Origin of the sequence: Mesorhizobium sp. B2-3-12, assembly GCF_006442205.1 — a bacterium.
Lineage (GTDB): Bacteria > Pseudomonadota > Alphaproteobacteria > Rhizobiales > Rhizobiaceae > Mesorhizobium.
In genome coordinates this window covers 400,214-422,812 of record NZ_VFVR01000004.1, presented here as the reverse complement: position 1 = coordinate 422,812, position 22,599 = coordinate 400,214, and the positions used below count along the sequence as shown (strand labels likewise).

General features: G+C 62.9%; 24 protein-coding genes. 12 read left to right on the top strand and 12 right to left on the bottom strand.

Annotated features, from left to right (window positions below; genetic code table 11):
* Positions 1–54: 54 nt before the first annotated feature.
* The 3 genes from FJ948_RS15350 to FJ948_RS15340 all read right to left on the bottom strand — a co-directional run bounded on the left by FJ948_RS15350 (position 55) and on the right by FJ948_RS15340 (position 3,329).
* On the bottom strand, positions 55–456 hold the full coding sequence (locus FJ948_RS15350; RefSeq protein ID WP_140705736.1) for an AtpZ/AtpI family protein: 402 nt from the start codon (positions 454–456) through the stop codon (positions 55–57).
* 257 nt (positions 457–713) lie between these two features.
* Positions 714–1,895 (bottom strand): cell wall hydrolase, encoded by a 1,182-nt coding sequence (locus tag FJ948_RS15345; RefSeq protein WP_140705735.1) that lies wholly within the window; start codon positions 1,893–1,895, stop codon positions 714–716.
* A 141-nt stretch (positions 1,896–2,036) separates the two neighbouring features.
* On the bottom strand, positions 2,037–3,329 hold the full coding sequence (locus FJ948_RS15340) for an MFS transporter (protein ID WP_140705734.1): 1,293 nt from the start codon (positions 3,327–3,329) through the stop codon (positions 2,037–2,039).
* A gap of 116 nt (positions 3,330–3,445) precedes the next feature.
* On the opposite strand from FJ948_RS15340, the gene FJ948_RS15335 reads away from it, so the two are divergent.
* Entirely contained in the window at positions 3,446–4,366 is a 921-nt protein-coding gene (locus FJ948_RS15335) for a LysR substrate-binding domain-containing protein (protein ID WP_140705733.1), read from the top strand.
* 55 nt (positions 4,367–4,421) lie between these two features.
* On the opposite strand, the gene der is transcribed toward FJ948_RS15335, so the two are convergent.
* Positions 4,422–5,849 carry a ribosome biogenesis GTPase Der gene (der, locus tag FJ948_RS15330; RefSeq protein ID WP_140705732.1) on the bottom strand — a complete coding sequence of 476 codons (1,428 nt, stop codon included), beginning with the start codon at positions 5,847–5,849 and terminating at the stop codon, positions 4,422–4,424.
* Positions 5,850–5,910: 61 nt separating this feature from the next.
* Positions 5,911–6,576, bottom strand: coding sequence for a tetratricopeptide repeat protein (locus tag FJ948_RS15325; protein WP_140705731.1), 666 nt, complete (start codon positions 6,574–6,576; stop codon positions 5,911–5,913).
* A gap of 239 nt (positions 6,577–6,815) precedes the next feature.
* On the opposite strand from FJ948_RS15325, the gene FJ948_RS15320 reads away from it, so the two are divergent.
* On the top strand, positions 6,816–7,817 hold the full coding sequence (locus FJ948_RS15320) for a polysaccharide deacetylase (RefSeq protein ID WP_140705729.1): 1,002 nt from the start codon (positions 6,816–6,818) through the stop codon (positions 7,815–7,817).
* A gap of 26 nt (positions 7,818–7,843) precedes the next feature.
* Here the strand turns inward: FJ948_RS15320 and sbmA are convergent, their stop codons facing one another.
* The 3 genes from sbmA to FJ948_RS15305 all read right to left on the bottom strand — a co-directional run bounded on the left by sbmA (position 7,844) and on the right by FJ948_RS15305 (position 10,678).
* Positions 7,844–9,106, bottom strand: coding sequence for a peptide antibiotic transporter SbmA (gene sbmA, locus FJ948_RS15315; protein ID WP_140705728.1), 1,263 nt, complete (start codon positions 9,104–9,106; stop codon positions 7,844–7,846).
* 115 nt (positions 9,107–9,221) lie between these two features.
* The gene (locus FJ948_RS15310) at positions 9,222–10,382 is read right to left on the bottom strand and encodes a YbfB/YjiJ family MFS transporter (protein ID WP_140705727.1); all 1,161 of its coding nucleotides are present in this window, start codon (positions 10,380–10,382) and stop codon (positions 9,222–9,224) included.
* 71 nt (positions 10,383–10,453) lie between these two features.
* Positions 10,454–10,678, bottom strand: a complete 225-nt coding sequence (locus FJ948_RS15305; RefSeq protein ID WP_140705726.1) for a propionyl-CoA synthetase — start codon at positions 10,676–10,678, stop codon at positions 10,454–10,456.
* 95 nt (positions 10,679–10,773) lie between these two features.
* On the opposite strand from FJ948_RS15305, the gene FJ948_RS15300 reads away from it, so the two are divergent.
* The 3 genes from FJ948_RS15300 to FJ948_RS15290 are packed head-to-tail and all read left to right on the top strand — an operon-like array spanning position 10,774 to position 13,394.
* A complete protein-coding gene (locus FJ948_RS15300) occupies positions 10,774–11,766 on the top strand; it encodes a LysR substrate-binding domain-containing protein (protein WP_140705725.1) in 993 nt (330 codons plus the stop codon).
* Positions 11,763–13,028: an aminopeptidase gene (locus FJ948_RS15295; protein WP_140705724.1), complete on the top strand. Its 1,266-nt coding sequence runs from the start codon at positions 11,763–11,765 to the stop codon at positions 13,026–13,028. The genes FJ948_RS15300 and FJ948_RS15295 overlap by 4 nt, the downstream gene beginning before the upstream one ends.
* 9 nt (positions 13,029–13,037) lie before the next feature.
* Complete coding sequence (locus FJ948_RS15290) at positions 13,038–13,394, top strand: DUF488 domain-containing protein (protein ID WP_140705723.1); 357 nt, start codon at positions 13,038–13,040, stop codon at positions 13,392–13,394.
* Positions 13,395–13,635: 241 nt separating this feature from the next.
* On the opposite strand, the gene FJ948_RS15285 is transcribed toward FJ948_RS15290, so the two are convergent.
* Positions 13,636–13,986 carry an ArsC family reductase gene (locus FJ948_RS15285; RefSeq protein WP_140705722.1) on the bottom strand — a complete coding sequence of 117 codons (351 nt, stop codon included), beginning with the start codon at positions 13,984–13,986 and terminating at the stop codon, positions 13,636–13,638.
* A gap of 153 nt (positions 13,987–14,139) precedes the next feature.
* On the opposite strand from FJ948_RS15285, the gene FJ948_RS15280 reads away from it, so the two are divergent.
* Together FJ948_RS15280 and FJ948_RS15275 are read left to right on the top strand one after the other, a co-directional pair.
* The gene (locus FJ948_RS15280; protein WP_140705720.1) at positions 14,140–14,496 is read left to right on the top strand and encodes a metalloregulator ArsR/SmtB family transcription factor; all 357 of its coding nucleotides are present in this window, start codon (positions 14,140–14,142) and stop codon (positions 14,494–14,496) included.
* 34 nt (positions 14,497–14,530) lie between these two features.
* Positions 14,531–14,971 carry an SRPBCC family protein gene (locus FJ948_RS15275; RefSeq protein ID WP_140705719.1) on the top strand — a complete coding sequence of 147 codons (441 nt, stop codon included), beginning with the start codon at positions 14,531–14,533 and terminating at the stop codon, positions 14,969–14,971.
* Positions 14,972–15,067: 96 nt separating this feature from the next.
* Here FJ948_RS15275 and FJ948_RS15270 read toward each other — a convergent pair whose 3' ends face one another.
* From FJ948_RS15270 to FJ948_RS15260, 3 genes are all read right to left on the bottom strand, one after another.
* Positions 15,068–15,421, bottom strand: a complete 354-nt coding sequence (locus FJ948_RS15270) for a nuclear transport factor 2 family protein (protein WP_140705718.1) — start codon at positions 15,419–15,421, stop codon at positions 15,068–15,070.
* A 126-nt stretch (positions 15,422–15,547) separates the two neighbouring features.
* Positions 15,548–16,168: a 2'-5' RNA ligase family protein gene (locus tag FJ948_RS15265; protein WP_246677527.1), complete on the bottom strand. Its 621-nt coding sequence runs from the start codon at positions 16,166–16,168 to the stop codon at positions 15,548–15,550.
* A 79-nt stretch (positions 16,169–16,247) separates the two neighbouring features.
* A complete protein-coding gene (locus tag FJ948_RS15260; RefSeq protein ID WP_140705716.1) occupies positions 16,248–17,411 on the bottom strand; it encodes a fumarylacetoacetate hydrolase family protein in 1,164 nt (387 codons plus the stop codon).
* 207 nt (positions 17,412–17,618) lie between these two features.
* On the opposite strand from FJ948_RS15260, the gene FJ948_RS15255 reads away from it, so the two are divergent.
* The 5 genes from FJ948_RS15255 to FJ948_RS15230 all read left to right on the top strand — a co-directional run bounded on the left by FJ948_RS15255 (position 17,619) and on the right by FJ948_RS15230 (position 22,399).
* Positions 17,619–18,503, top strand: a complete 885-nt coding sequence (locus FJ948_RS15255; protein ID WP_140705715.1) for an ABC transporter permease — start codon at positions 17,619–17,621, stop codon at positions 18,501–18,503.
* 17 nt (positions 18,504–18,520) lie between these two features.
* Entirely contained in the window at positions 18,521–19,321 is an 801-nt protein-coding gene (locus tag FJ948_RS15250; protein ID WP_140705714.1) for an ABC transporter permease, read from the top strand.
* A gap of 28 nt (positions 19,322–19,349) precedes the next feature.
* Positions 19,350–20,420, top strand: coding sequence for an ABC transporter substrate-binding protein (locus FJ948_RS15245; RefSeq protein WP_140705713.1), 1,071 nt, complete (start codon positions 19,350–19,352; stop codon positions 20,418–20,420).
* 295 nt (positions 20,421–20,715) lie between these two features.
* Positions 20,716–21,324: a cupin domain-containing protein gene (locus FJ948_RS15235; protein ID WP_140705711.1), complete on the top strand. Its 609-nt coding sequence runs from the start codon at positions 20,716–20,718 to the stop codon at positions 21,322–21,324.
* The gene (locus tag FJ948_RS15230) at positions 21,314–22,399 is read left to right on the top strand and encodes an ABC transporter ATP-binding protein (protein WP_140705710.1); all 1,086 of its coding nucleotides are present in this window, start codon (positions 21,314–21,316) and stop codon (positions 22,397–22,399) included. Before FJ948_RS15235 ends, FJ948_RS15230 begins: the two co-directional genes overlap by 11 nt.
* Positions 22,400–22,599: the final 200 nt, after the last annotated feature.

Here is a 22,599-nt window from a genome sequence, read left to right as displayed (position 1 = left end):
AATTGTCATTGCCGCATGGAAGGCGGCTATTTTCACAGGCCGCCAGAAGGGCGGTCATTTGCTGTCGTCCCGGTCACGGCGCGGTTTCGCGCCTTGTCCGAATTCCGCCACAACGCCTGCCGAACGCATGACATTGAGCACGCCGGCGCCAAAACCAAGCAGCAGGAACACGATCAGACCCCATGGCGATGTTCCCGCCAGACGGTCGATGATCCAGCCGATGGCGGCACCGACCACCACCCCGGCGATGAACTCGCTGGACAGTTTGAGTGCCTGACCGTATCCGGTCACTGGTTTCGCGTCGTCTTTCCCCTCGAGCCGGTTCGGCAGCCTTGTCGCAAGCGATGCTCCAAGTTCACGCCGACGTCGCTCAAGATCGTCGTCGCGGATTTCGGCGTCATGCTGCTTGCCGCGGCCGGTTTCTCCGGTTCCGTCTGGCCTGTTTTTCTCGGCCATCGCAACCCCCCTGCCCGGGCAGACCGTCACCGTCCGTCCGCTTCTAAAGTCGCCGGCAACATAGTTAGAGGGTTTGCGCCCGTCAAGCCACGGGCGGAAGTTCCGCCTTGTGTATTTTAGGCAACGAAATCAATGTATTAGAAAGGTGCGACATCGTGCCCGCCGCGATCAGGGGAATACGTCGCGCGAATCCCCCCGGCAATGGCTCTCCGATCGACCGTGCGACCGGTCGAAAACAGCGGCGGCAGACGGGCCGCTCAGCTCCAGCCGCCGCCGTAGGTCCGGTAGAAGATATGCAAGCCGATCTTGGTCATCTTCTGCATCGTGCGCGCCCAGCCGGGATGGACATATTGGGCATAGTAATGGGTCGACGAGCCGACCTCCGGAATGAAGATCTTGCCGGCGGTGACGGCCATACCGATGTCCTGCGCGGTCTTGTAGGCGACAGGATTGTCGATGCGCTTTTTCCTGCCGTCACAGGCGAACGAGAACTGGCAGCGGTTGAACCAGCTGTCGTTCTGGTAGACGACGCCGCAGATCGAATTGGGATAGGCGGGATTGCGGACACGGTTGAGGATCACCTGGGCGACGGCGGCCTGGCCGCGCACGGTTTCGCCACGCGCCTCGAAATAGATGCCGTTGGCCAGGCATTTCTGCTCCGGCTGGGAGAAGACGGTTGCCGGCAGCGGGTTTTGTATCCACGAATGGTCGCCCTTGGCCATCGGCGGAATGAAGCGGCCGTTGTTGGGCTCTTCGTCCTGGAGCAGGACTTCGAAGGGTGAGGCCTTGGCATAGTCCGGCTCGGATTGCGCATAGGCGGTCGCCAGCACATCGGGATGGTCGTTGTTGACGAGGGCGGCAAGCATGGCCGGCACGCCGGGATCCGGCTTCTTGTCCTCACGCGCGTGGAATGCCGCGGCGATCTGGATTTCCTTGCCTTTGATCTGCGGCTTGGCGAAGGCCATTTTCAGGTCGCCGTCCATGCTCGGCCGCATCAGCGAGGAGGTCCGCTGGAAGATCGAACCGGCATTGAAGTTCTTCGGCGGCGCCACCGGAGAGACCTGGACGATGCGGCCCTTCTTGTCGGCGCGCATGATGCGATCCTCGTCGGGCGACCCGCTGACCTTGCCGCCCTTGCCGCGGAACGAGACGGAGCCGATGCCGGGAAGACGCACGCCGGACCCCGAGATCGAACCGGTGACGTCGGAATCGACAAACGGCATCTCGGCCGCGTGGACCGAACCGGCTATGGATTTCTCGACATAGGAGTTCCAGCGCGCGGTCGGCGATTCGAGGCCGGAGACGAGGCTGGTCATGTCTTGGTAGGCGGCGACGGTCGGAAAGCCGATCCAGATGCCGAGGCCAATGATGAGCGGAGACACAAGGCTGCGTTTCTCACCGGCGGCGGCGACCAGCCGCTTCAACACACGTCGATGCACGGAACTCTCTCCAGGAACGCTACTGACCCCACTGGAGAGCAAAATGATGCATTAACCTTGATGGGACGTTAACGGGATCGGTCGGGTTTTCCCGGCTGGAGGTCGTGGCTTCGAAGTCGGGCGGTTTTGCGGCGGGAACGCTCAGGCCGGCCGCAGGAAGATGGGCCACGCGACAAGGGCGCAGGCGGCTGCCGACAGCCAAACGCCAGGCCATGACGAGAGGTGCAGCAGCCCTGGAATGGCCACCGGCACGAGGAAGAAGCCGACGAACACGAAGGTGTTGGCAAGGCTGAGTGCCGTTCCGACATGGCCAACACCGGCCAGCGTGGCAAGCTCGGTATAGGCAACGCCGTGCCAGGCGGAGACAGAGATGCCAGCAACGACAAGCACCAGGGGCAGGATCGCGATCAGCAAGGATTGACTGGCAGGCAGCGCCGGAACGGCCAGGACCAGCATCCAGAGCACCACGAAGGCCAGCGCGCTGAGCGCACTGCACAAGCGCAGAAACCGACGGCGATTGCCATGGCGGTCGGTGAAGCGGCCGCTCCATACGCGCATGACCACGGCGCCGACCTGTACAGCGGCGAGGCTGGCGCTGATCGCCGCCGTGCCAAGCCCGGCGAAGTCGTGCAGGAACACCGACGCGAAAGTGAGGACCGCGACCTGCGGAAAGCAAAGCAAGCCGATGGCAGTCGAAATGCGCCAGATCTCGATGTTGCGCAACGGCGCCGGTCCGGTCACACCAGATGATGCGACGTGCCCCTCACCCGCCGTTGGCGGTTCGTGCAGCCAACGCCAGGCAAACAGGGCGGAGATGGCGGATGCCGCCGCCAGCAGCCCGAACACCGCGGCGAACCCGAAAGCCAGGGCAAGCGACGGCAGGACGAGCGCACCGAGGCCGCCGCCAAGCGGCACCGCCGTCTGCCTGATGCTCATGGCAAAACCGCGCTCGTTCTCGCGGAACCAGGCCATGATGGCGCGGCCGCTCGAGCCGTTGACACTGCCGCCGAGCAGTCCCGTGACAAGCAGGCTTGCCGCCAGCACTGTGATATCGGGAATGCCCGATGGTGTCGGCACGACCAGCATCGCCATTGCCAGAAGCCAGGCCGCCGTCGCACCGAGCCCGATCAGAAGCACGCGGCGATCGCCCCAGCGGTCGGTGAGCAAACCCCACGGCAATTCGCTGAGCGCGACCCCCAGCCCAAGCAGGCCGAGCGCGAGGCCGAGTTCGGCATTGCTTAAATGATAACCCTGGCGAAGCACGACCGCCGTGGCCGGTATGCCCGAGAACGTGGCCGAAAAACCGGCATTCGCGGCGACGCCGATGCCCAGGACCTTCCAGCGATGGCCAGGGCTGAAGGTCCGGCCGGTCGCGTCGGTGGCTATGCTTGGCCCGAACGGCTGGCAATCGTTTCGCGTGACGGTGGCGGACATGATTTCATTCCCGTGACTGTGTGGTCGATCGGCCTTGACGGGATCGGTGTAACGCCATAGCTTCATCCATAAAATCAGGAAGTTTTTGATCAATAATCCTGAAAATAAGGACGATCATGCGACGCGTTACATTCGATCTCGACGTTCTCAGGACTTTCGTCACCGGCATGGAACTGGGAAGTTTCGCCAAGGCCGCCGAGCGGCTTGGCCGTTCAACCTCCGCAGTCAGCGCACAGCTGAAGAAACTGGAGGAGCAGGCCGATACGCCGATCTTCCGCAAGGCGGGGCGCGGCCTGGCGCTGACGGAGGCCGGCGAGACCATGCTCGGATATGCGCGCCGGCTGCTCGACCTGAATGACGAGGCGGCGGCGGCCATCCATGACGTCGAACTGGAAGGCTGGGTGCGGCTCGGCCTGCAGGAGGATTTCGGCGAGGCCGTGTTGCCCGAAGTGCTCGGGCGCTTCGCCCGAGCCCATCCCAAGGTCAAGATCGAAGCACGGATCGGACGCAGCCACGAACTGGCCGAGCGTGTCCTCTCCGGCAACCTCGATATCGCGCTCGCCTGGCATGACGGCACGACGCTGCCATACAGCCGGCATGTCGCCGACGTGCAGGCGCGCTGGATCGGCCCGGCCAAACCAATGGAGGCAGGCCCCCATAACGGCGAGGCGCTGCCGCTGGTGGTGTTCGAGGCGCCGTGCCTTTTGCGCACCGTGGCGACCGAGACTCTGGATCGCGCCGGGCGGCCATGGCGCATGGCATTCTCCAGCCCCAGTCTTGGCGGCATATGGGCGGCGGTTGCCGCTGGCCTTGGACTGACGATCCGCACCGATATCGGCCTGCCTGCCACTGTCAGGGCGCTGGCGCCCGGAGTACTCGGGCTGCCGCCACTGCCAAGGATGGCCCTGCACCTGCACCAGAAGGATGCCGAGCTCGACCCGGTCGCGGCGCGGCTGGCCGACATCCTGTTGCAATCGGCGTTCGAGGCGTTGCCGGAGGGCGCCGAGACAAAAGAGAACCTACTGAAAGTCGCTTAGTCTCTTAGCCGACGCCCTTCGATTTCGTCAGGCCGGCGTTGCGACAAGCAACAGGTCAGCGCTTCTTGGCGCGGCCCGCGAACGGATTATCGGAAGTCCTCAGCGCAATGCGGATCGGCACGCCCGGCATGTCGAAGGCCTCGCGCAGGCTGTTGGAGAGATAGCGGACATAGGATTGCGGCATCGCATCCGGCCGCGAACACTGAACCACGAAACCCGGCGGCCGGGTCTTGGCCTGGGTGACGTATTTGACCTTCAGCCGGCGCCCGGCGACAGCGGGCGGTGGGTGATGTGTCAGGATGGCCTCGAGCCAGCGGTTGAGCTTGCCGGTCGAGACGCGGCTGTTCCACACCTTGTGCGTCTTCAGCACGGCATCCATTAGCTTGTCGAGCCCGCGTCCGGTCTCCGCTGAGACAGGCACGGCCTGGATGCCGCGCACCTGCGGCAGCAGCCGCTCGGTCTTCTCGCGCAATTCCGCAAGCAGTTCCTGCGGATTGTCGATCAGGTCCCATTTGTTGAAGGCGATCACCGGCGCCCGGCCCTCGCGGATGATCAGATCGGCAATCTGCAGATCCTGCTTCTCGAAGGGAATGGTGGCGTCGAGCACGATAATGACGATCTCGGCGAAGCGGATGGCGCGCAAGCCATCCTGCACCGACATTACTTCCAGCTTTTCGTGGATCCTGGCCTTGCGGCGCATGCCGGCCGTATCGAACAGTTTTATGCGGCGGCCGCGCCAGTCCCAGTCGACGGAGATGGAATCGCGGGTGATGCCGGCTTCCGGTCCGGTCAGCAGCCGCTCCTCGCCGATCAGCGCATTGATCAGCGTCGACTTGCCGGCGTTCGGCCGGCCGACGACGGCGATGCGCATCGGCTTGGTGTCGTCATAGGTGGGCTCGGCGTCCGGATCGGCGATGTCCTCGCCGATCAGCACCTCGCCCGCGGTCTCTTCGCCTTCGCCGTCTTCGTCTTCACCGAAGGCGCGCTCCTCGCCAAGTGCCGCGATCACCGCGTCGCGCAAATCGGGCATGCCCTGGCCGTGCTCGGCCGAAACCGGGATCGGCTCGCCAAGGCCAAGTTCCCAGGCTTCCAGCATGCCGCCCTGCGCGCCCTTCGCCTCGGCCTTGTTGGCGACGAGAACGACCGGCTTGCCGGATTTGCGGACGATTTCGGCAAAGGTCCTGTCGTCCGGCAGCAGGCCGGATTTGGCGTCGATGGTGAAGAAGATCAGGTCCGCCTCGCGGATGGCGATTTCGGTCTGCGCGCGCATGCGGCCCGGAAGGGTCGAAGCGCCGGCATCCTCGAAGCCGGCGGTATCGATGACATCGAAATGCAGATCGTAAAGCTTGGCGGCATGGACGCGACGATCGCGGGTGACGCCCGGCGTGTCGTCGACAAGCGCCAGCTTCCTTCCCACCAGCCGATTGAAAAGGGTCGATTTGCCGACGTTAGGTCTGCCGATGATGGCGACTTTGAAGGTCATCCCACCCTACATCTTCCGTGCATGTCGTGGTCCCAAACCGCTGCGCGCTTTGGGTAAGGGGTCATGACGCACTGCCCGACCCGCGGATCAGTTCGGACATCAAGGTCGCCCGCTCGCGCGTGTTGCGCGGCGCGCCGTCATCGGAAGCGATCTGGTCGAACAGCTTCAGCGCGTCCTGGGTCTTGCCTTCCTTCCAGGCGGCAAGGCCGAGCGCCTCGCGCGCGGTGTGGCGCAGCGTGTTGGTGTCCGAGGTCAGCGCCTCGACGCGGCTCGACACGTCGGCGAAGGAGCCGTGATCGACGAGCAGGAGCCCCGCCCTCAGCCGCGCCATGTCGCGCAGGCCCTGCGGAATGGCGGTGTCGGCGGCGACATCGTCGAAATCCTTGACGGCGGCATCGACGTCGCCCTTGTTGGCCTTCACCGTCGCGGCGCGCATGCGGGCGAGCAGCGGATAGGCGCCGTAGCCATCCTTTTCCAGCTGATCGAGCGCGGCCAGCGCTTCATCGTTCTTGCCGTCATTGGCAAGCTTCAGCGCCTGGGAGAAGGCATCGCCGGAGCGGTTGGCGCGCGTCTCGTCCCAATAGCGATAGCCGACGAAGGCGGCGGTGCCGAGCACCACCAGGGCTGCGATGACAATCAAGGCCGGACCGAAACGGTCCCACAGCTTCTGCGCCTGCTCGCGGCGGATCTCGTCATTGACTTCGCGGATAAAACTGTCGTCGGACATCAATCAAAACCATTCCTGCCCGGGCCGGGGCGGTTCATGAGCCCGCGTTTTAGCGAAATTTTGTCGTCATGGAAGGGGTTCAACCGGAAAATCGGCTATTCCTGGGGCAAACGGAAGTTTGTTCCTGGGGCAAACGGATGCTTGTCCCCCTGGACAAACCCACGAAAACCCCAACCGCACCCGCGCCACATTTGCGCGATAGCCGGCTTGCTCACCACCCGGAGCCTGTAAATTTGCCGATGCCTTGTTTGTCCCGCGTTGTCGCGTTCTCGCTTGCCTCGCTCGCCACCGCCGGCGCGGCCCTGGCCGATCCGCCCGCGCCACCAGCACCGACAAGGCCGAAACAGGTCGTCATCATCTCCTTCGACAGCGCGCGCGACATCCCGCAGTGGAAGCGCAGCCGAGCGCTGGCCCAGCGCACCGGGGCGCATTTCACCTATTTTCTGTCCTGTGTCTTCCTGCTTTCGCCCGAGACACGCGGCCAATACACCGCACCTGGCAAGGCAGCGGGCAAATCCAACATCGGCTTTGCCGCATCCAGACAGGAGGTGGCGGACCGGCTCGAGCAGATCGGGCTTGCCGCATCCGAAGGCCACGACATCGCCAGCCATGCCTGCGGTCATTTCGACGGCAAGGGCTGGAGCAAGGCCGACTGGCTGAAAGAGTTCGGCTCCTTCGAGCACATTCTCGAAAACGCCTACGCCATCAACGGCATTGCGCCCGAACCCGAGGGCTGGCGCGATTTCGCGCGGCATGCGGTGGTCGGTTTCCGGGCGCCGTATCTGTCGGCAAGCAAGGCGCTTTACGAGGCGCTGCCGGCGGCCGGCTATCAGTTCGACGCCAGCGGCGTCTCAAAGGGTCCTGCCCTGCCGCAGACCGTCGGCGGCATCACCAGATTCTCCCTGCCGCAGATTCCGGAAGGGCCGAAATCGCGGCCGGTGATCGCCATGGATTACAATCTCTATGTCCGCCATTCCGGCGGCTTCGAGCGGCCGAGCAAGGCCGGCGAGTTCGCCGACCGGACCTACCAGGCGTTCCGCGCCGCCTTCGACGCGCAATATCAGGGTAAGCGCGTTCCGCTGGAACTCGGCTTCCACTTCACGCTGATGAATGACGGCGCCTACTGGAACGCGCTGGAACGCTTTGCCGGCGAGGTCTGCGTCAAGGCAGATGTCGAATGCATCAGTTTTCGCGACTATGTTTCGCGACGGGATGGCGGCCAGAAAGTCGTGGGCGGCTGAGCCGCGCACGGTGCTTTCCGTTCGTGTCAAGCAGGATCAGGCTGACGAGCTTGGCGTTCGATGAAGCGGCGATCGATACCCGGAAGTGGTTCGCCGTCCAAAGTCGCCTCAAAAGCGCGCAGACGTTTGTAGATAGACGTCAACACGACAATGTCACTCCAGGAATTGACTAGATACTGGAACGAAGAGCGCACTTGATCGAACGAATTAAGAATCTGATTAAGCGCTCCTAGTTTTATTTTTCCTGCTACCATTGTAGGCACAAGAACTATGTAAGGAAATATGTTGTCTATCTGCAGATAGAAAATTCTTGCGACGTTAAAATAGACGTAGTGAAAGTATAACCTGAAATAATTTTTTCGAACGTTATCGAACAACTCTCTGACAGTTTGCGGCTGGGCTCGATTTTCGTCATCTTCGCCATAAACAAGTTCTTTACGGTAGGCAGCTTCCACCCTCTGATTCCGAAACTCAAGCCCCGGCAACTTGATTCCAACCAGCCAAAGGAAAGTGGTCCCGAAGATCGACCAGAGGATGGCAACAACCACAAGTGAGTGCGGCACCTCACCCACGATGGGAAGCTCCGTGACAACTGCAGAAAAGTGCATCAGAAGCGGCAGGAATGCGATCAGCGTCATGATCGAGCTTACCAAGCTGACTCCGAGGCCCTCCATCATATTGGAAAACCGCATCGTATCATCCTGGACGCGCTGCGACGCACCCTCGATATGACGCAACCTGTCCCAGTTGGCCATGTAATAATTGTTCATCGCTGTACGCCAGCGGAAGATCCAATGGCTAACGAAGAACCTATTGAGGACCCCCACGGTCACAGCTAAGAGCGCTATCCAGGTAATCGTGAGAAGCTGAGAGTAAAAATCCCATGGGGTGGTAGAAAATGGCGTGCCAAGCGCTTTCTGGATCAAATCGTAAAACGGTCCATACCAATCGTTGAAAGCGACACTTACCTGAACCTGGTAATAGATAACAAACAGGATCAAGGATGATCCAAGAATTGACCAATTTTGCCAAGGATGGGGCCGATACCAAGCCCAAAAACCATAGAAAATTAAGACAACAGCGCCGAAATATATGTAGAACCAAAGAAACGGCTTAGACCAGAAGACTGACACGCCAACGATCTTTGCCACATCAGAAGCATCGGGTGGGAGGCCTACGAAGGCTCCGATTTGCTCGCCACCAAAGAACCAAAACAGGACCGCCGCAAGGCTCCAGATGGCGACCGAAGAGAAGAAGAGCTTCGGCTGCGGGAAGAAGGATACGAACACTGTGGCGAATTCCTCGATCTATGGGCAAATCAGGTGGGTTCGGCGGGCATAAGGTCACACATTAGGAGGAAAGAAAATGCCCTGCCCGACGCCGGGTGCAGAGCAAGACCACAAATCATGGCGATTTTGGCGCGGCCGACCATGTGACGGCGCCGGAGACGACCAGCACGGCCGCGGCGACGATGGAGGCGAGGAAGAAATCGCCCGATGCCTGGGCCAGCAACCCGGCCGCGATCGGGCCGATGATCTGGCCAAGACCGAAAGAGGCGGTCATCAGGGCAAAGACGCGCCGGGGTGACGCTGGCGCCTGCTGTCGGGCTGCCTGCAGGCCAAGCGCCGTGATGGCAATGAAGGTGCCGCCGAGGAGTATGCCGCCAAGCAGTGGTCCCGTGCGCCCGCCGGCGGCCACGCTCGCGGTCACGCCGACAACTTCGACGAAACATCCCAAGGCATAGGTGGCATAGAGCCCGATCCGCTCCGCCATCTTCTGCCACAACCAGACTGAAGGGAAACCGGCAAGGCCGGCAACCATCCACACCACCGCCTCGAAGACACGGCTGCCGCCGCCCTGCCGGACGATGGCGACGAGGAAGGTCGCCGTCACCACATAGCCGAAACCGAAAAGGCCATAGGCGACGATCACCTTGATCAGCGACCGGTCTTTCGGCAGCGCCGGTTCACGGAGGACTGCGCCACCGGTGAGCGGACCCTCATTTGCCAGCAGTGCGACGGCGACGAAGCCGCAAGCCGAAATCGCACCCGACCACAGCCAGCCCTGCTCCCAGCCGGCATGCTCGGTGACCAGCGCCGCCATCATCGCCGCCGATATCGCGATGCCGAGGCCGACGCCGCCGAAATGCCAGGCCTGCAGGTCGCCGCGCCCGGCCGCTGCGATGTGGCTGAAAACGATGCTGGCCATGAACACCATGACGAAGGCACTCGCCAGGCCGGCGAGAAAACGGATGGCGAGAAAGGCGGCCATGGCGTCGGTCAGCCCCATCAGCACGGCCAACACGGCGTTGGCGCCGAGGGCGGCCAGCATCAGCGAACGCTCGCGTCCATGCGCCCAGTTGCCCGCCGCGACCAACGCGCCGACGAGGTAGCCGAGATAGTTGGCTGAGGCGATCCAGCCGGCATCGGCCGGCGACAGATGCAGTTCCTCCATCATGCCGGGCAGGATCGGCGTGTAGACGAAGCGGCCGATGCCCATGGCGACGGCCATGGCGATCATGCCGGCGAAGGCGTAGCGAAGCGCTGTCGATGGGGCCGATGTCATTGCAGTGCACGATAAATGTGCTGGCAGATGAAACAATCCGCCTTATGTTGGGCCAGTACCGGGACCGCGGTTCAGCAGCGCCCGCCGAAACCGGCGTTCAGCGAAACGGTCTCATGCATTGTCCGGCGCGCCGTCAGCCGGAACGGTACATCGCCGAGCTCCCGCTCCGACATCGCGTCAAGCGCGGGATGCGCGAGCGGATCGGTCAGCCAACTCAGCGTATCGATGTCGCAGCGCGTTTCATGTGACGAAGCGGCGGCGAACAGGACCTTCAGCGACGACAGCATCCTCAGCATTTCCGGCTCCGCGGGTCTGGCTCCCGTCGATAAGTCCGCCGTTTCGGCGTGTCTTTCAATTGAGATTTCGGTCGGATGGGTTTAGAAAATCTCAAATGGCCATGCTCAACCGCGTTCATCTCAACGGCCTGCGCGCCGTGGAAACCGTCGCCCGCCTCGGCTCGCTCGCGACCGCCGCCAGCGAACTCAACGTTTCCGTCAGCGCCGTCAGCCAGCAGATCAGCCGCACCGAAAAGCAGCTCGGCCAGGCCCTGTTCGAGCGTACGACGAGCGGTCTCATCCTGACCGAATTCGGCGCCGTGTTCGCGGCCCGCCTTGGCGCTGGCTTTCGCGAGCTTGCGCAGGCCGTGGCATTGGCCGACGAGGCGACGCAATGCACATTGGTGGTTTCGGCGGCCCCGGCCTTTGCCTCGAAATGGTTGTTGCCCAGACTTTCGCGGCATTTCGACCGCCATCCCAACGTGCTGTTGCGCATCGACGCCTCGGTGCGGCTGGCCAATCTCGATCATTCCGACATCGACATCGCCATCCGGCTTGGCGACGGCAAATGGCCGGGCGGGAAGGCGGAGCTGCTTTTGGCGCAGGAAGTCTTCCCGGTCTGCGCGCCTGGCATCGCACGAAAACTGAAGTCGATCGGGGACCTTGCGCAGACCTGCGCCATCACCGACGAGCGGGCGATGATGAACTGGGAGAGCTGGTTCGCGGCCGCCGGCGTTCAACCCGTCGCCTTCCTGAAAGGCGCACGCTTCACCGACCCGATGCTGTGCCTGGAATCGGCGATCGCCGGCCATGGCGTGATGCTGGGCTGGCAATTGCTGGCAGCCGACGCGCTGGCCGACGGGCGGCTGGTGGCGCCGTTCGGCATCCGCGCCCAGAGCGGGCTCGGCTACTGGCTGGTGACGTCCGCCACCAAGGCCGAAAGCCGCAAGGTGCGGGACTTCAAGAACTGGATCCGCGAAGAGATCGCGGCGACGATGGCGCAGTTCGGATCGGCGGCCGCCGATCCCGGCGGCGCGATCACGGTGGAAAGCACCGCGGCACCGGTCTATGTTCAATCAGACATCCCACGACGACAGGCAGGATCATGACCACACATTCGCGCGGCGTTTCCGCAACGATCGACCCGGTGAAGCTCGACAGGCTGGCGGAAGTCGCCATCAAGGTCGGGCTGCAATTGCAGCCTGGACAGGATCTGGTGCTGACCTCGTCGATCGCGGCCCTGCCGCTGACCAGGCGGATCGTCGAGCATGCCTACAAGGCCGGCGCCGGGCTGGTGACGCCGATCTTCAACGATGACGAGATGACGCTGGCGCGCTACCGCTTCGGCGTCGACGCCGGTTTCGACCGTGCCGCCGGCTGGCTCTACGAAGGCATGGCGAAAGCCTTCTCCAACAATGCGGCGCGGCTCGCGGTGCGCGGCGAGGATCCCTCGCTGTTGTCGGCGCAGGACCCGGCGAAGGTGGCGCGCGCCAACAAGGCCAATTCGATGGCCTACCAGCCGGCGCTGGAAAAGATCACCGGCTTCGACATCAACTGGAACATCGTCGCCTATCCGGATCTGGCCTGGGCCAGGCAGGTTTTCCCCGGCGATGCCGACGACGTTGCGGTGGCGAAACTCGCCGACGCCATTTTCGCCGCCTCGCGTGTGGATGTGGAGGACCCGATCGGCAACTGGACGGCGCACAATGCGGCTCTGCGCGGCCGCACCGAATGGCTGAATGGCCACAATTTCCATGCGCTGCATTTCACCGGGCCGGGAACCGACCTGACTGTCGGGCTGGCGGATGGCCATGAATGGATGGGCGGCGCCTCGACCGCCAAGAACGGCATCACCTGCAATCCCAACATCCCGACCGAGGAAGTCTTCACCACGCCGCATGCGCGGCGCGTCGAGGGCCATGTCTCCTCGACCAAGCCGCTGTCCTACCAGGGCACGCTGATCGACGACATCTCGGTGCGCTTCGAGGGCGGGCGGATCGTCGAGGCCAAGGCCTCGAAGGGCGAGGACGTGCTGAAGAAAGTGCTCGACACCGACGAAGGCGCGCGCCGCCTCGGCGAAGTGGCGCTGGTGCCGCATTCCTCGCCGATCTCGGCCAGCGGCCTGTTGTTCTTCAACACGCTGTTCGACGAGAACGCCGCCTGCCACATCGCGCTCGGCCAGTGCTATTCGAAATGCTTCGTCGACGGCGCTTCGCTCAGCCAGGACGAGATCGCCCAGCGCGGCGGCAACAAGAGCTTCATCCACATCGACTGGATGATCGGGTCGGACAAGATCGACATTGACGGCGTCAACAAGGATGGCAGCCGCGTGCCGGTGATGCGCAAGGGCGAGTGGGCCCAGGGGCACTAGACGGCGGAGGTGGCCTTCGATATCGCGGTCAAGCGCGTCTACGAAGTTCCTGACAAGGCCGATGGACAGCGGGTGCTGGTGGATCGGATATGGCCGCGCGGCGTCAGCAAGGTGGACGCCGCGCTGGCGCTCTGGCTGAAGGAGATCGCGCCGAGCGACGAACTGCGCAAATGGTTCGGGCACGAGCCGGAACGCTGGGCGGAGTTTCAGGAGCGGTATCGGGCCGAGCTGGATGGGAATGAAGCGGCGGTGGCGCGACTGCGCGCTCTGCACGGTGACGGCAAGGTAACGCTGCTCTACGGCGCGCACGACGAGGCGCATAACAATGCCGTGGCGCTGGCGGGGTATCTGCGCGGAAAAGGCTGAAGAACGGTGAACTGCTTCAAAAGCCGCAGGCGAAAGCATTCTCAATTAGCGATCGACCACTACGCGTTCGTCATCCTCGGGCTGACCCGAGGATCCGTGCCGCGACCTCCGTGGAGGGTGCAACGGAGCAATAACCCGCACCGTTGCAACGTTCGTAAGTCACGGCATGGATCCTATGGTCTGCGCCGCGTCGCTTCGCTCCTTGCTTCGCCATAGGATGACGAAGTAGGGGGGGGGTGCCCTACTTTCCCACCGCCCCCTCATAAACATCCGGCTTGAACCCGACGAGGACGCTGTCCCCAACCTCCAGCACCGGACGCTTGATCATCGTCGGCTTGGCCAGCATCAGGGCCTTGGCCTTGTTCTCGTCGAGGCCTTGCTTGTCCGCCTCCGGCAGTTCGCGAAACGTCGTGCTGCCTTTGTTGAGCAGCTTTTCCCAGCCGACCTCGCCGACCCAGCCATTCAGCTTGCCCGCCTCGATCCCTTCGGCCCGATAGTCATGGAAACGATAGGGCACGTCACGGCTCTCCAGCCAGACGCGCGCCTTCTTGATCGTGTCGCAATTGGTGATGCCGTACATGGTGATCGTCAAGACGTGCTTCCCTTGGCTGACAGTCGAATCCGTTTCGCAACCTAGAACCGCCCTTGCCGCTTTGCCAGCAGCTCGCGAAATTTGCGCTTGCCAATACTAAGGAATTTACCTAAGTATCGCTCATCACTTTTGGCGATGACCCAGGACCGATCGATGACGAGCCTCCAGAGCGCAAATCCAAGCCTCCCGCCGATCGACGGCATTTTTCGCGCGCTTGCCGACCCGACCCGGCGGCGCGTGGTCGAGCGACTGAACAGGAGCCCCGCCTCGGTCAGCGAACTGGCGCAGCCTTTCGAGATGGCCCTGCCCTCCTTCATCGACCACCTCAAAATACTCGAAGGCTGCGGGCTGGTTCGGTCGCAAAAGACCGGCCGGGTCAGAACTTACGAGCTTGCACCTGAACCGTTGAAACTTGCCGAAAGCTGGCTGGCCGAACAGCGCGCGCTGTGGGAGCGCCGCCTCGACCAGTTCGACGCCTATGTGATGACCCTCAAGGAGCAGGAAAAATGAGCTATCCGTTCAAGCCGATCTCAGACTGGACCTGATGCTGGAGCGCGTCATCGATGCGCCGCGCGAATTGCTGTGGAAAGCCTGGACGACACCGGAGCATGTCAAGCAATGGTTTACGCCGAAGCCCTGGTTGATCACCGACTGCGAGATCGATCTGAGGCCGGGCGGGCTGTTCCGGACACGCATGCAGTCGCCCGACGGCAAGGAGGTCAACGACCGCCATTGCTGCTATCTGGAGATCGTGCCGAACGAGCGGCTGGTGTGGACCGATGCGCTATTGCCCGGCTATCGGCCCTCGGGCGAGCCTTTCATCACCGCGGTCATTTCGCTGCACCCGGACGGCAAGGGCACACGCTACACCGCCACCGCCATCCATCGCGACGAGGCGACCCGCAACAGCCATGAAGAGATGGGTTTCTTCGATGGCTGGGGGACCGTGGCCGACCAGCTTGCCCAATATGTAAAGACGATTTGAGCCGCCGCATGATGGCCTGGTATGGCCCCGGCCATCATGCTTGGTTTGCCGACATGGAGCCCAAAGAGCAGGCTCCCGGCCGGTGAGATTCGCGGCTCAATAATAAAAACGCTCTTCCGTGATCTTGCCGTTCTTGACCGTGTACACGCCGACTTCATCCATGGTGACCCGCTCGCCGGTGGCCTTGGGCGTGACGTCGAACTTGAAGCGCACGGCGAACTGGTCGCCGTTGACATAAGGGCCCTCGACCGAGCCACCGTGGACTTCGTGGTTTTCTTGCCACCATTGGCCCTTTTGCTTGAGAGCCTCTTTGCCATGGGCCACGGCCATTGGTCCTTCCATGGCTTCGTAGCTGACGATATCGTCGGCGTTGTACTTCTCGCCAGCACCGGCGTGATCGCCATGCTGGAGCAGCTCGGTGAAATCCTTGGCAATTTCCGCGATTGGCATGTGTTCCTCCTGTTCAGACGCATTCGAGGTAGGGAAGCGCTTGCCGGTCCGCCAGCTTTGCCCGGATGACAGCTGACAAGGCGTGTCAGGACGATAGATATAGCGTGGCCGTGTGACGACGGTGTCTCACATACCGGCCAGGGAATCGTCCCGCCCGGTCAATCGCCAGCGTCCACGCTCCTCATAAATTCCCTTGCCGATGAGACTGTGAATCAACACAAAATCCCGCACCCACCACCTGACTGGGTCAATTGATCGTTCGCGAATCTTTGGGACACCAGCTTCATCACGAAGCAGCGTGACGTGCGGTTCAATGGACTTTGTGAGAAAGCCTTTTAACGGGCTGTCGGAAATCAGAGCGGTAAGGTTGCGCCAGAACCCCTGCAATGCCGGATTGCTGCCACTGCCACCGCGCAGAACAAGCGAACCGCCGCCAAAAGCCGACAGGCGATCGAACGAAACCTCGAAAGGTTTTGCGACCACCATGGAGCCTATGTGGCCGGCGATTTCGACTAACTTTTGAGGAAACCCGTCGTGGTCACCGAGACCGACGAGCGAGATATGGATGTGGTCTTCCGGAACAAGCCAGCCTTGCAACCCCAGTTCCCGCTCGAGGGCGACAGCCTTGCACGCCAGGGGGCCGGCGATAGCGCTCTCGGCCAGTATGGCGAAGAATATCCGGTCGTCAAAATGTCGCTCGGACTCATCCCATCGGTAAAACATCTGGCCGTTCTTGGCGGTTCCCAACGCAGGTTGCCTACTCATCACTACTCTCGATCGGGCAAGTTGCATCCGGTCGAGAAGTATAGAACATAAGGGGAACAAATCAAGCAGAAAATAGGCCGGCTTTGGCGAGGTCGCGCATCAGATGGCTGGCGCCGTAAGTCCAGTGGGGGCAGTCAGGCGACAGCCGCACGCGGTTGACCAGCGCGCCGAATTTCTCCGACGAGATGGTGACGATGTCGCCGACCTTGTGCGTAAACCCCTTGCCCTTTTCGCCGCGATCCTTCGACGGCACGAACATCGTGCCGAGATAGAGCGCCAGCCCGTCCGGATACTGGTGATGCGGCCCCATGGCGGCGGCAACCAGTTCCTCCGGCGAGCGGCTGATCTCGGCCATCGAGCTCGCCCCCTCCAGTGAAAACCCGTCCTCGCCCTCGACCTTGAGGCGCACGACGGCCTGCTTCACGTCGGTGATAGAGAACGTGTCGTCGAACAGCCGGATGAAAGGGCCAAGCGAGGCCGAGGCATTGTTGTCCTTGGCCTTGCCGAGCAGCAGCGCCGAACGCCCTTCGACATCGCGCAGATTGACGTCGTTGCCGATGGTGGCGCCGACGATCCTGCCGCTCGAGGCGGCGATCATGGCGATCTCCGGCTCCGGATTGTTCCAGGTCGACACCGGATGCAGCCCGACATCGGCGCCGAAGCCGACCGAGGCCATCGGCTGGCACTTGGTGAAGATCTCGGCATCCGGGCCGATGCCCACTTCCAGATATTGCGACCAGGCGCCGCGTGAAATCAGCTTGGCCTTGATCTCCATCGCCTCGGGCGAACCGGGCTTGAGCTTGGACAGGTCATGGCCGATCAGGCCGGCAATGTCGGCGCGGATGGCGTCGGCTTTTTCCGCCGAGCCGCGCGCCTGTTCCTCGATCACCCGTTCGAGCAGGCTGACGACGAAGGTGACGCCCGATGCCTTGATCGCCTGCAGGTCGACCGGGGAAAGGAGAGAGGGTTTTGCGCGGTCGCGCGTGGCTTCGAAACTGTTGGCCGCGATGTCGTCGAGCGAACCTATCGACGTACCCTTGGCCGAGCGCACATGGCCGGCCGGATCGGCCAATTCGCAGACGTCACGCACCGTCGGCGCAGCGCTCGACGTGATGTCGAAGACAGTGCCGTCGCGCACCGTGACCACCATGGGATGCGAGGCATCGCCGCTCCTGGCGCGGCCGACAAACAGGCCCTCGGTGGGCAGAAGCGTCGGATTGGTCATGGCAGCGGTCCTCTGATCATCGAAAAAATGCGGCTTGCCGGATCGGCGCGGCACTTTCACCGGATTTCGGTCAAAGGTCTATCCCATCGATAGCGGTCTAGAGCTTGGTGCCGCGCGTCGGTCGCCGCCTCGCCATCAAACATAAATTGGCTTGACAGTTTCACGAATATGAAAAATCTAACTGGATTTCAAATTTTCAGGCAGGTCATGTCGGCCATCATTGCAGCCCGAACGCCAGAGGCCCGGTCTTCATCGGGTTTCCGGGCTGCCATGTTACTGCCCGGCGCGCTGGTCACCTTCCTCCTGATCCTGTTCGCGCTTGGCCTCGTGCTGTTTCTCGCTTTCCGCGGCAATGACGGCTCGCTGCTCGGCGTCGGGCTGACCGGCGAAAACTTCCTCACCGTGGCCACCGATCCGCTCTACTGGACGGTGACATTGCGCTCGCTGATCATTGCTGGCCTGGTGACGGTGGCAACCGTCGTCACTGCCTATCCCGTCGCCGACTACCTGGCCTTCCACGCCGGCCGCCAGCGCGGTTTGCTGCTGTTCCTGGTGACGCTGCCGTTCTGGACCAGCTATCTCCTGCGCGTCTTCGCCTGGAAGATCGTGCTCGCCTATAACGGTGTCTTGAATTCGGCGCTGATCGAAAGCGGCATCTGGTCCGAGCCGACGCTGGCCTTCCTCAACACGCCGGCCGCAGTCGTCGTCACGCTCGCCCATGCCTATGCGCCGTTCGCCATCCTGCCGATCTACGTGGCGCTGGACACGATCCCGAAATCCCTGCTCGAGGCCGCTTCCGATCTCGGCGCAAAACCCTTTACCGCGTTCCGTCGCGTCGTATTGCCGAATTCGATGCCAGGGGTGCTGGCCGCTGCCCTCGTCGTCTTCGTGCCGACGGTCGGCGACTATGTCACACCGGCCATGGTCGGCGGCCCGGCCAGCACCATGATCGGCTCGCTGATCCAGTCGCAGTTCGGCAAGGCCAATGACTGGCCGTTCGGCGCCGCGCTTTCGGTCTGCGTCATGCTGGTGATCCTGCTCGTGGTGCTGGTCGCGCGCGGCGCCGACCGCCGGTTTGGCAGCCGCACATGAACGCAGGGCGCGCCAGCATGAAACGGGATGGTCGCTGGCTCGGCCTCTATGTGCTTGCCTATCTGGTCTTCCTCTATCTGCCGGTGCTGCTGATCCCGCTGTTTTCCTTCAACGATTCCATCCAGGCCGCGTTTCCCCTGCAGGGCTTCACGCTGCAATGGTATGCCACGCTCCATGGCAATCCGGCACTGTCGGGTGCGCTCGTCAACAGTCTCGTCATCGGCGCCATCGCGGCCTCGGGCGCCACGCTGTGCGGCATCACCGTGTCCTACATGGATCTCTATGGCCGCTCGCCGCTGGCCGCCACGATCAGCGCCATCGCGCGATTGCCGATCCTCATTCCCGGCGTCATCGTCGGCATATCGCTGCTGATCCTGGTCAACCTCGTCGGCCTCGGGCCATCGCGTGTCGCCATCGTGCTCGGCCATATACTGGTCGCGTTGCCGACCACCGTGGTCGTCATGCGCAGCCGTTTCGCCGCCATCCCGAAGACCGTTCGCGAGGCGGCGCTCGACCTTGGCGCTTCCGACTGGACGACGTTCCGGCGCGTCATGCTGCCGCTCAGCCTGCCTGCCGTGCTGTCGGCCTTCATGCTCGCCTTCCTGATTTCGTTCGACGAGTTCATCGTCGTCTTCTTCCTCGCTGGCACCGAGCCGACACTGCCGCTCTACATATGGAGCCAGCTGCGCTTCCCCCGCTCGCTGCCGACCGTCATGGCCTTGGGGACGGCGATCCTGGCAGTTTCCTTCATCATCGCCGGCACCGCCGAGATCCTGCGCCATCGCGGGCTTGGCGCCACGCGACGCAATCCAACCTGAACCAAAACAAACAGAGAGGAGAACGAAAATGGCATTCCACCTGAAATCGCTAACCGGACACAAGGCCAGGGCCGGCCTCGCGGCCCTAGCGCTCGCACTGTCATCGACCGTGGCGCTCGCCGCCGAGAAGCTGCAATACTTCACCTGGTCGGGCTACGAACTGCCCGATTTCAACAAAAGCTTCCTTGCCGCGCACCCCGATGGCGTCGAGGCTTCGATCTTCGGTGACGACGACGACGCCTTTACCAAGGTCAAGGCTGGCTTCCGGCCTGATATCGCCCATCCCTGCTATGACAAGGTGGCGCGCTGGAACAAGGAAGGCTTGCTGCAGCCGATCGACACCAAGCGCATCAAGAACTGGGATTCGATCTTCCCGGTGTTCAAGAGCCTGCCAGATCTGCAGGCCGGCGACGGCAAGGTCTGGATGGTGCCGTGGGACTGGGGCAACACCTCGATCCTCTACCGCACCGATCTGGTGAAGAACCCGGAAGCCAGTTGGAACCTTCTGTGGGACAAGAAATATGCCGGCCGCATGGCGACCATCGACGCGGTGCACGACACGCCGATCGTCGCCGCGCTTCTGGCCGGCGTAAACCCGTTCGACATGACGGCCGAGCAGATGGACAAGGTGGCGGCGAAACTGCGCGACCAGCGCCCGCTGCTGTCGAGCTACACCACCGACATGACCTCGGTCGAGCAGGCGCTGGCCAGCGGCCAGCTGGTCGCCGCCATGACCTGGAACGCATCGGCCACGTCGCTGAAGAAGCAGGGCGTGCCGGTCGAGTTCATGAAGCCGAAGGAGGGCATGCTGACCTGGGCCTGCGGCTTCGTCATGCTGAAGGACGCCAAGAATGTCGATCTCGCCTATGACTTCATGAACAGCCGGCTGGATGCCGACTCCGGCAAATTCCTGATCCAGTCCTATGGCTATGGCAGCTCGCTCTCGACCGCTTTCGCCGGCGTGCCGAAGGAGGAGCTTGAGAAGCTGCAACTGCCCTCCGACCCGGAAGTGATGCTGAAGAGCACCATCTTCACCGGCCCGATGAAACAGAATGACGATATGGCGAAGATGTTCGAGAAGGTGAAGGCTGGCGGGTAAGCTGAGACAGAGTCGGGTTAATTGCGGAAGTCAGCGCCGCCCCTCATCGCCCTGCCGGGCACTTCTCCCCGTATAGTGACGGGGAGAAGGGGCTGGCCGCAATGTCGGCTCGCTTCTTGCGGCGTTGGCGATTGGCGAAACGAGGGACTCAGTGCCCCTCGCCCCGTCACTATACGGGGAGAGGATGCCGGCAGGCAGGTGAGGGGCTGCGCTGACGTCGCGGTAAGGTTCGGCCCGATTTTGCAGCTGACCTTAGTCAGGCCCGAGCCGCAAATATCGCAACGAGGACGTGCACATGGACATGCTGGACGAAGCCGCCGAAGAACCCAAGGACGATGCCGACATTCGCGTCGGCCGGCGCGTGCGGGCGCTCAGGCTGGAGCGCCGTCTGTCGCTGGCGGATCTCTCGGCAAAAGCCGGCATATCGATCGGCGCCCTTAGTCAGATCGAGCGCGGCATGTCCTCGCTGCGCGTCAAGGTGATCTGGCCGCTGGCGGCTGCCCTCGACATCGAGCCGTCGGCGCTGATCGCCGACGGCAATGACGCTGTCAACGATCTCTATTGCGTGCGCGCCGACAAGCGGAGGTCGATCCCGGTCAAGTCGGAAGGCATCGCCAAGGCGCTGCTGTCGCCGCCCGGCGCCACGCTGACAGGCATGCTGGTGACGGTCGAGGCTGGCGGCGGTACGGCGGAAGCCTATGCGCATGCCGGCCACGAGTTCGGCTTCGTGCTTTCGGGCGAGGTCGAACTGGTGGTGGATTCGACGAAATACGGGCTGAAGAGCGGCGACAGTTTTGCCTTCAAGAGCACGCTTTTGCACGCCTTCCGCAATCCCGGCGCGGAGCAGTGCCAGATCCTCTGGGTCAACACGACCAAACCCTCCGAGGTTCGCGATGGCGCTTGATCCCCTCGTGCGGCTGCGGGCGGTGTCGAAAGTATTTCCGGGCGGCATCGTCGGGCTCGATGCCGTCGATCTCGACATCGTCGGCGGCGAATTCCTGACCCTTCTGGGACCGTCCGGTTGCGGCAAGACCACCAGCCTGCGCGTCATCGCCGGCTTCGAAAGCCCGTCGAGCGGCGAGGTGCTGCTCGACGGCCGCGACATCACCGCGCTCCGGCCCTTCGACCGGCCGGTCAACACCGTGTTCCAGGACTATGCCCTGTTTCCCCATATGAACGTTGCCGAAAATGTCGGCTTCGGCCTGTCGCTGCGCAAGCTGACCGGCGGCGAACAGGCAAGGCGCGTCGCCGAGGCTCTCGACATGGTCGGCCTTGCCGACAAGCTGCGCGCCCGCGTCTCCGAATTGTCGGGCGGCCAGCGCCAGCGCGTCGCGCTTGCGCGTGCCATCGTCTGCGAGCCGCGCGTGCTCTTGCTCGACGAGCCGCTGTCGGCGCTCGACGCACATCTGCGCGAACAGATGCAGGTCGAACTGAAGCGGCTGCAGTCGCGGCTTGGCACCACCTTCGTCATGGTCACCCACGACCAGACCGAGGCGCTGTCGATCTCCGACCGCATCGTTGTCATGAACAAGGGCGGCATCGAGCAGATCGCGCCGCCGGCGACGCTTTACGACCGGCCCGCGACGAAGTTCGTGGCAAGTTTCATCGGCACCATGAACCTGCTGCAGTCGCGCTTTGTCGGCCGCGATGGCGAGCGCCTGAGGTTCACCGCCGGCGCCCTGCCGCTGGAAGCTGTTCCCGATACCGCCGATCAGCCCCAGGAGGGCGAGGTCCGCACCATAGGCGTGCGCCCCGAGGATCTGCTGGCGGCCGCCGAGGCCGCGCCCGGCACGGCGCCGGCGCGGGTCAACAGCATCGTCTTCCATGGCCGCACGTTGCGCCTGCATGCCGAATTGGGGCAAGGCATGCCCGTCGTCATCGACGCGCCGCGCCAGGCCGAGGGCGTTCAGTTCAGCGCGGGCGACGTGGCGCATATCAGCCTCCGCCGTGGCGCCAACTGCCCCATGCTGCCCAGCTAACTGCCGAATGCATAGGGATCGCACCTGCTCTAAGCGGTTCTTCGGGGGCTTTCGCCCCAGGTGACCGCCCAAACATGATAGGGACAGTCCGCCGGGCTGAGCCTCGGCGACAATCATCCGACCGCCCGGGAAAAATCATCCCAACTGATGCGATCTGATGGGGTCGTTGATGGCGTCGCGTCAGGCGCCAACTACATCTG

Excerpts from the sequence above, each read along its gene's own strand:
- FJ948_RS15280 (WP_140705720.1), top strand. The coding sequence starts at position 14,140 with ATGACGAGCCTCCAGAGCGCAAATCCAAGCCTCCCGCCGATCGACGGC.
- FJ948_RS15325 (WP_140705731.1), bottom strand. The coding sequence starts at position 6,576 with ATGTCCGACGACAGTTTTATCCGCGAAGTCAATGACGAGATCCGCCGC.
- FJ948_RS15270 (WP_140705718.1), bottom strand. The coding sequence starts at position 15,421 with ATGCCAATCGCGGAAATTGCCAAGGATTTCACCGAGCTGCTCCAGCAT.
- FJ948_RS15335 (WP_140705733.1), top strand. The coding sequence starts at position 3,446 with ATGCGACGCGTTACATTCGATCTCGACGTTCTCAGGACTTTCGTCACC.
- FJ948_RS15310 (WP_140705727.1), bottom strand. The coding sequence starts at position 10,382 with ATGACATCGGCCCCATCGACAGCGCTTCGCTACGCCTTCGCCGGCATG.
- FJ948_RS15300 (WP_140705725.1), top strand. The coding sequence starts at position 10,774 with ATGGCCATGCTCAACCGCGTTCATCTCAACGGCCTGCGCGCCGTGGAA.
- FJ948_RS15350 (WP_140705736.1), bottom strand. The coding sequence starts at position 456 with ATGGCCGAGAAAAACAGGCCAGACGGAACCGGAGAAACCGGCCGCGGC.
- FJ948_RS15295 (WP_140705724.1), top strand. The coding sequence starts at position 11,763 with ATGACCACACATTCGCGCGGCGTTTCCGCAACGATCGACCCGGTGAAG.
- FJ948_RS15320 (WP_140705729.1), top strand. The coding sequence starts at position 6,816 with ATGCCTTGTTTGTCCCGCGTTGTCGCGTTCTCGCTTGCCTCGCTCGCC.
- der (WP_140705732.1), bottom strand. The coding sequence starts at position 5,849 with ATGACCTTCAAAGTCGCCATCATCGGCAGACCTAACGTCGGCAAATCG.
- FJ948_RS15235 (WP_140705711.1), top strand. The coding sequence starts at position 20,716 with ATGGACATGCTGGACGAAGCCGCCGAAGAACCCAAGGACGATGCCGAC.
- FJ948_RS15305 (WP_140705726.1), bottom strand. The coding sequence starts at position 10,678 with ATGCTGAGGATGCTGTCGTCGCTGAAGGTCCTGTTCGCCGCCGCTTCG.
- FJ948_RS15250 (WP_140705714.1), top strand. The coding sequence starts at position 18,521 with ATGAAACGGGATGGTCGCTGGCTCGGCCTCTATGTGCTTGCCTATCTG.
- FJ948_RS15260 (WP_140705716.1), bottom strand. The coding sequence starts at position 17,411 with ATGACCAATCCGACGCTTCTGCCCACCGAGGGCCTGTTTGTCGGCCGC.
- FJ948_RS15245 (WP_140705713.1), top strand. The coding sequence starts at position 19,350 with ATGGCATTCCACCTGAAATCGCTAACCGGACACAAGGCCAGGGCCGGC.
- FJ948_RS15275 (WP_140705719.1), top strand. The coding sequence starts at position 14,531 with ATGCTGGAGCGCGTCATCGATGCGCCGCGCGAATTGCTGTGGAAAGCC.
- FJ948_RS15230 (WP_140705710.1), top strand. The coding sequence starts at position 21,314 with ATGGCGCTTGATCCCCTCGTGCGGCTGCGGGCGGTGTCGAAAGTATTT.
- FJ948_RS15255 (WP_140705715.1), top strand. The coding sequence starts at position 17,619 with ATGTCGGCCATCATTGCAGCCCGAACGCCAGAGGCCCGGTCTTCATCG.
- FJ948_RS15340 (WP_140705734.1), bottom strand. The coding sequence starts at position 3,329 with ATGTCCGCCACCGTCACGCGAAACGATTGCCAGCCGTTCGGGCCAAGC.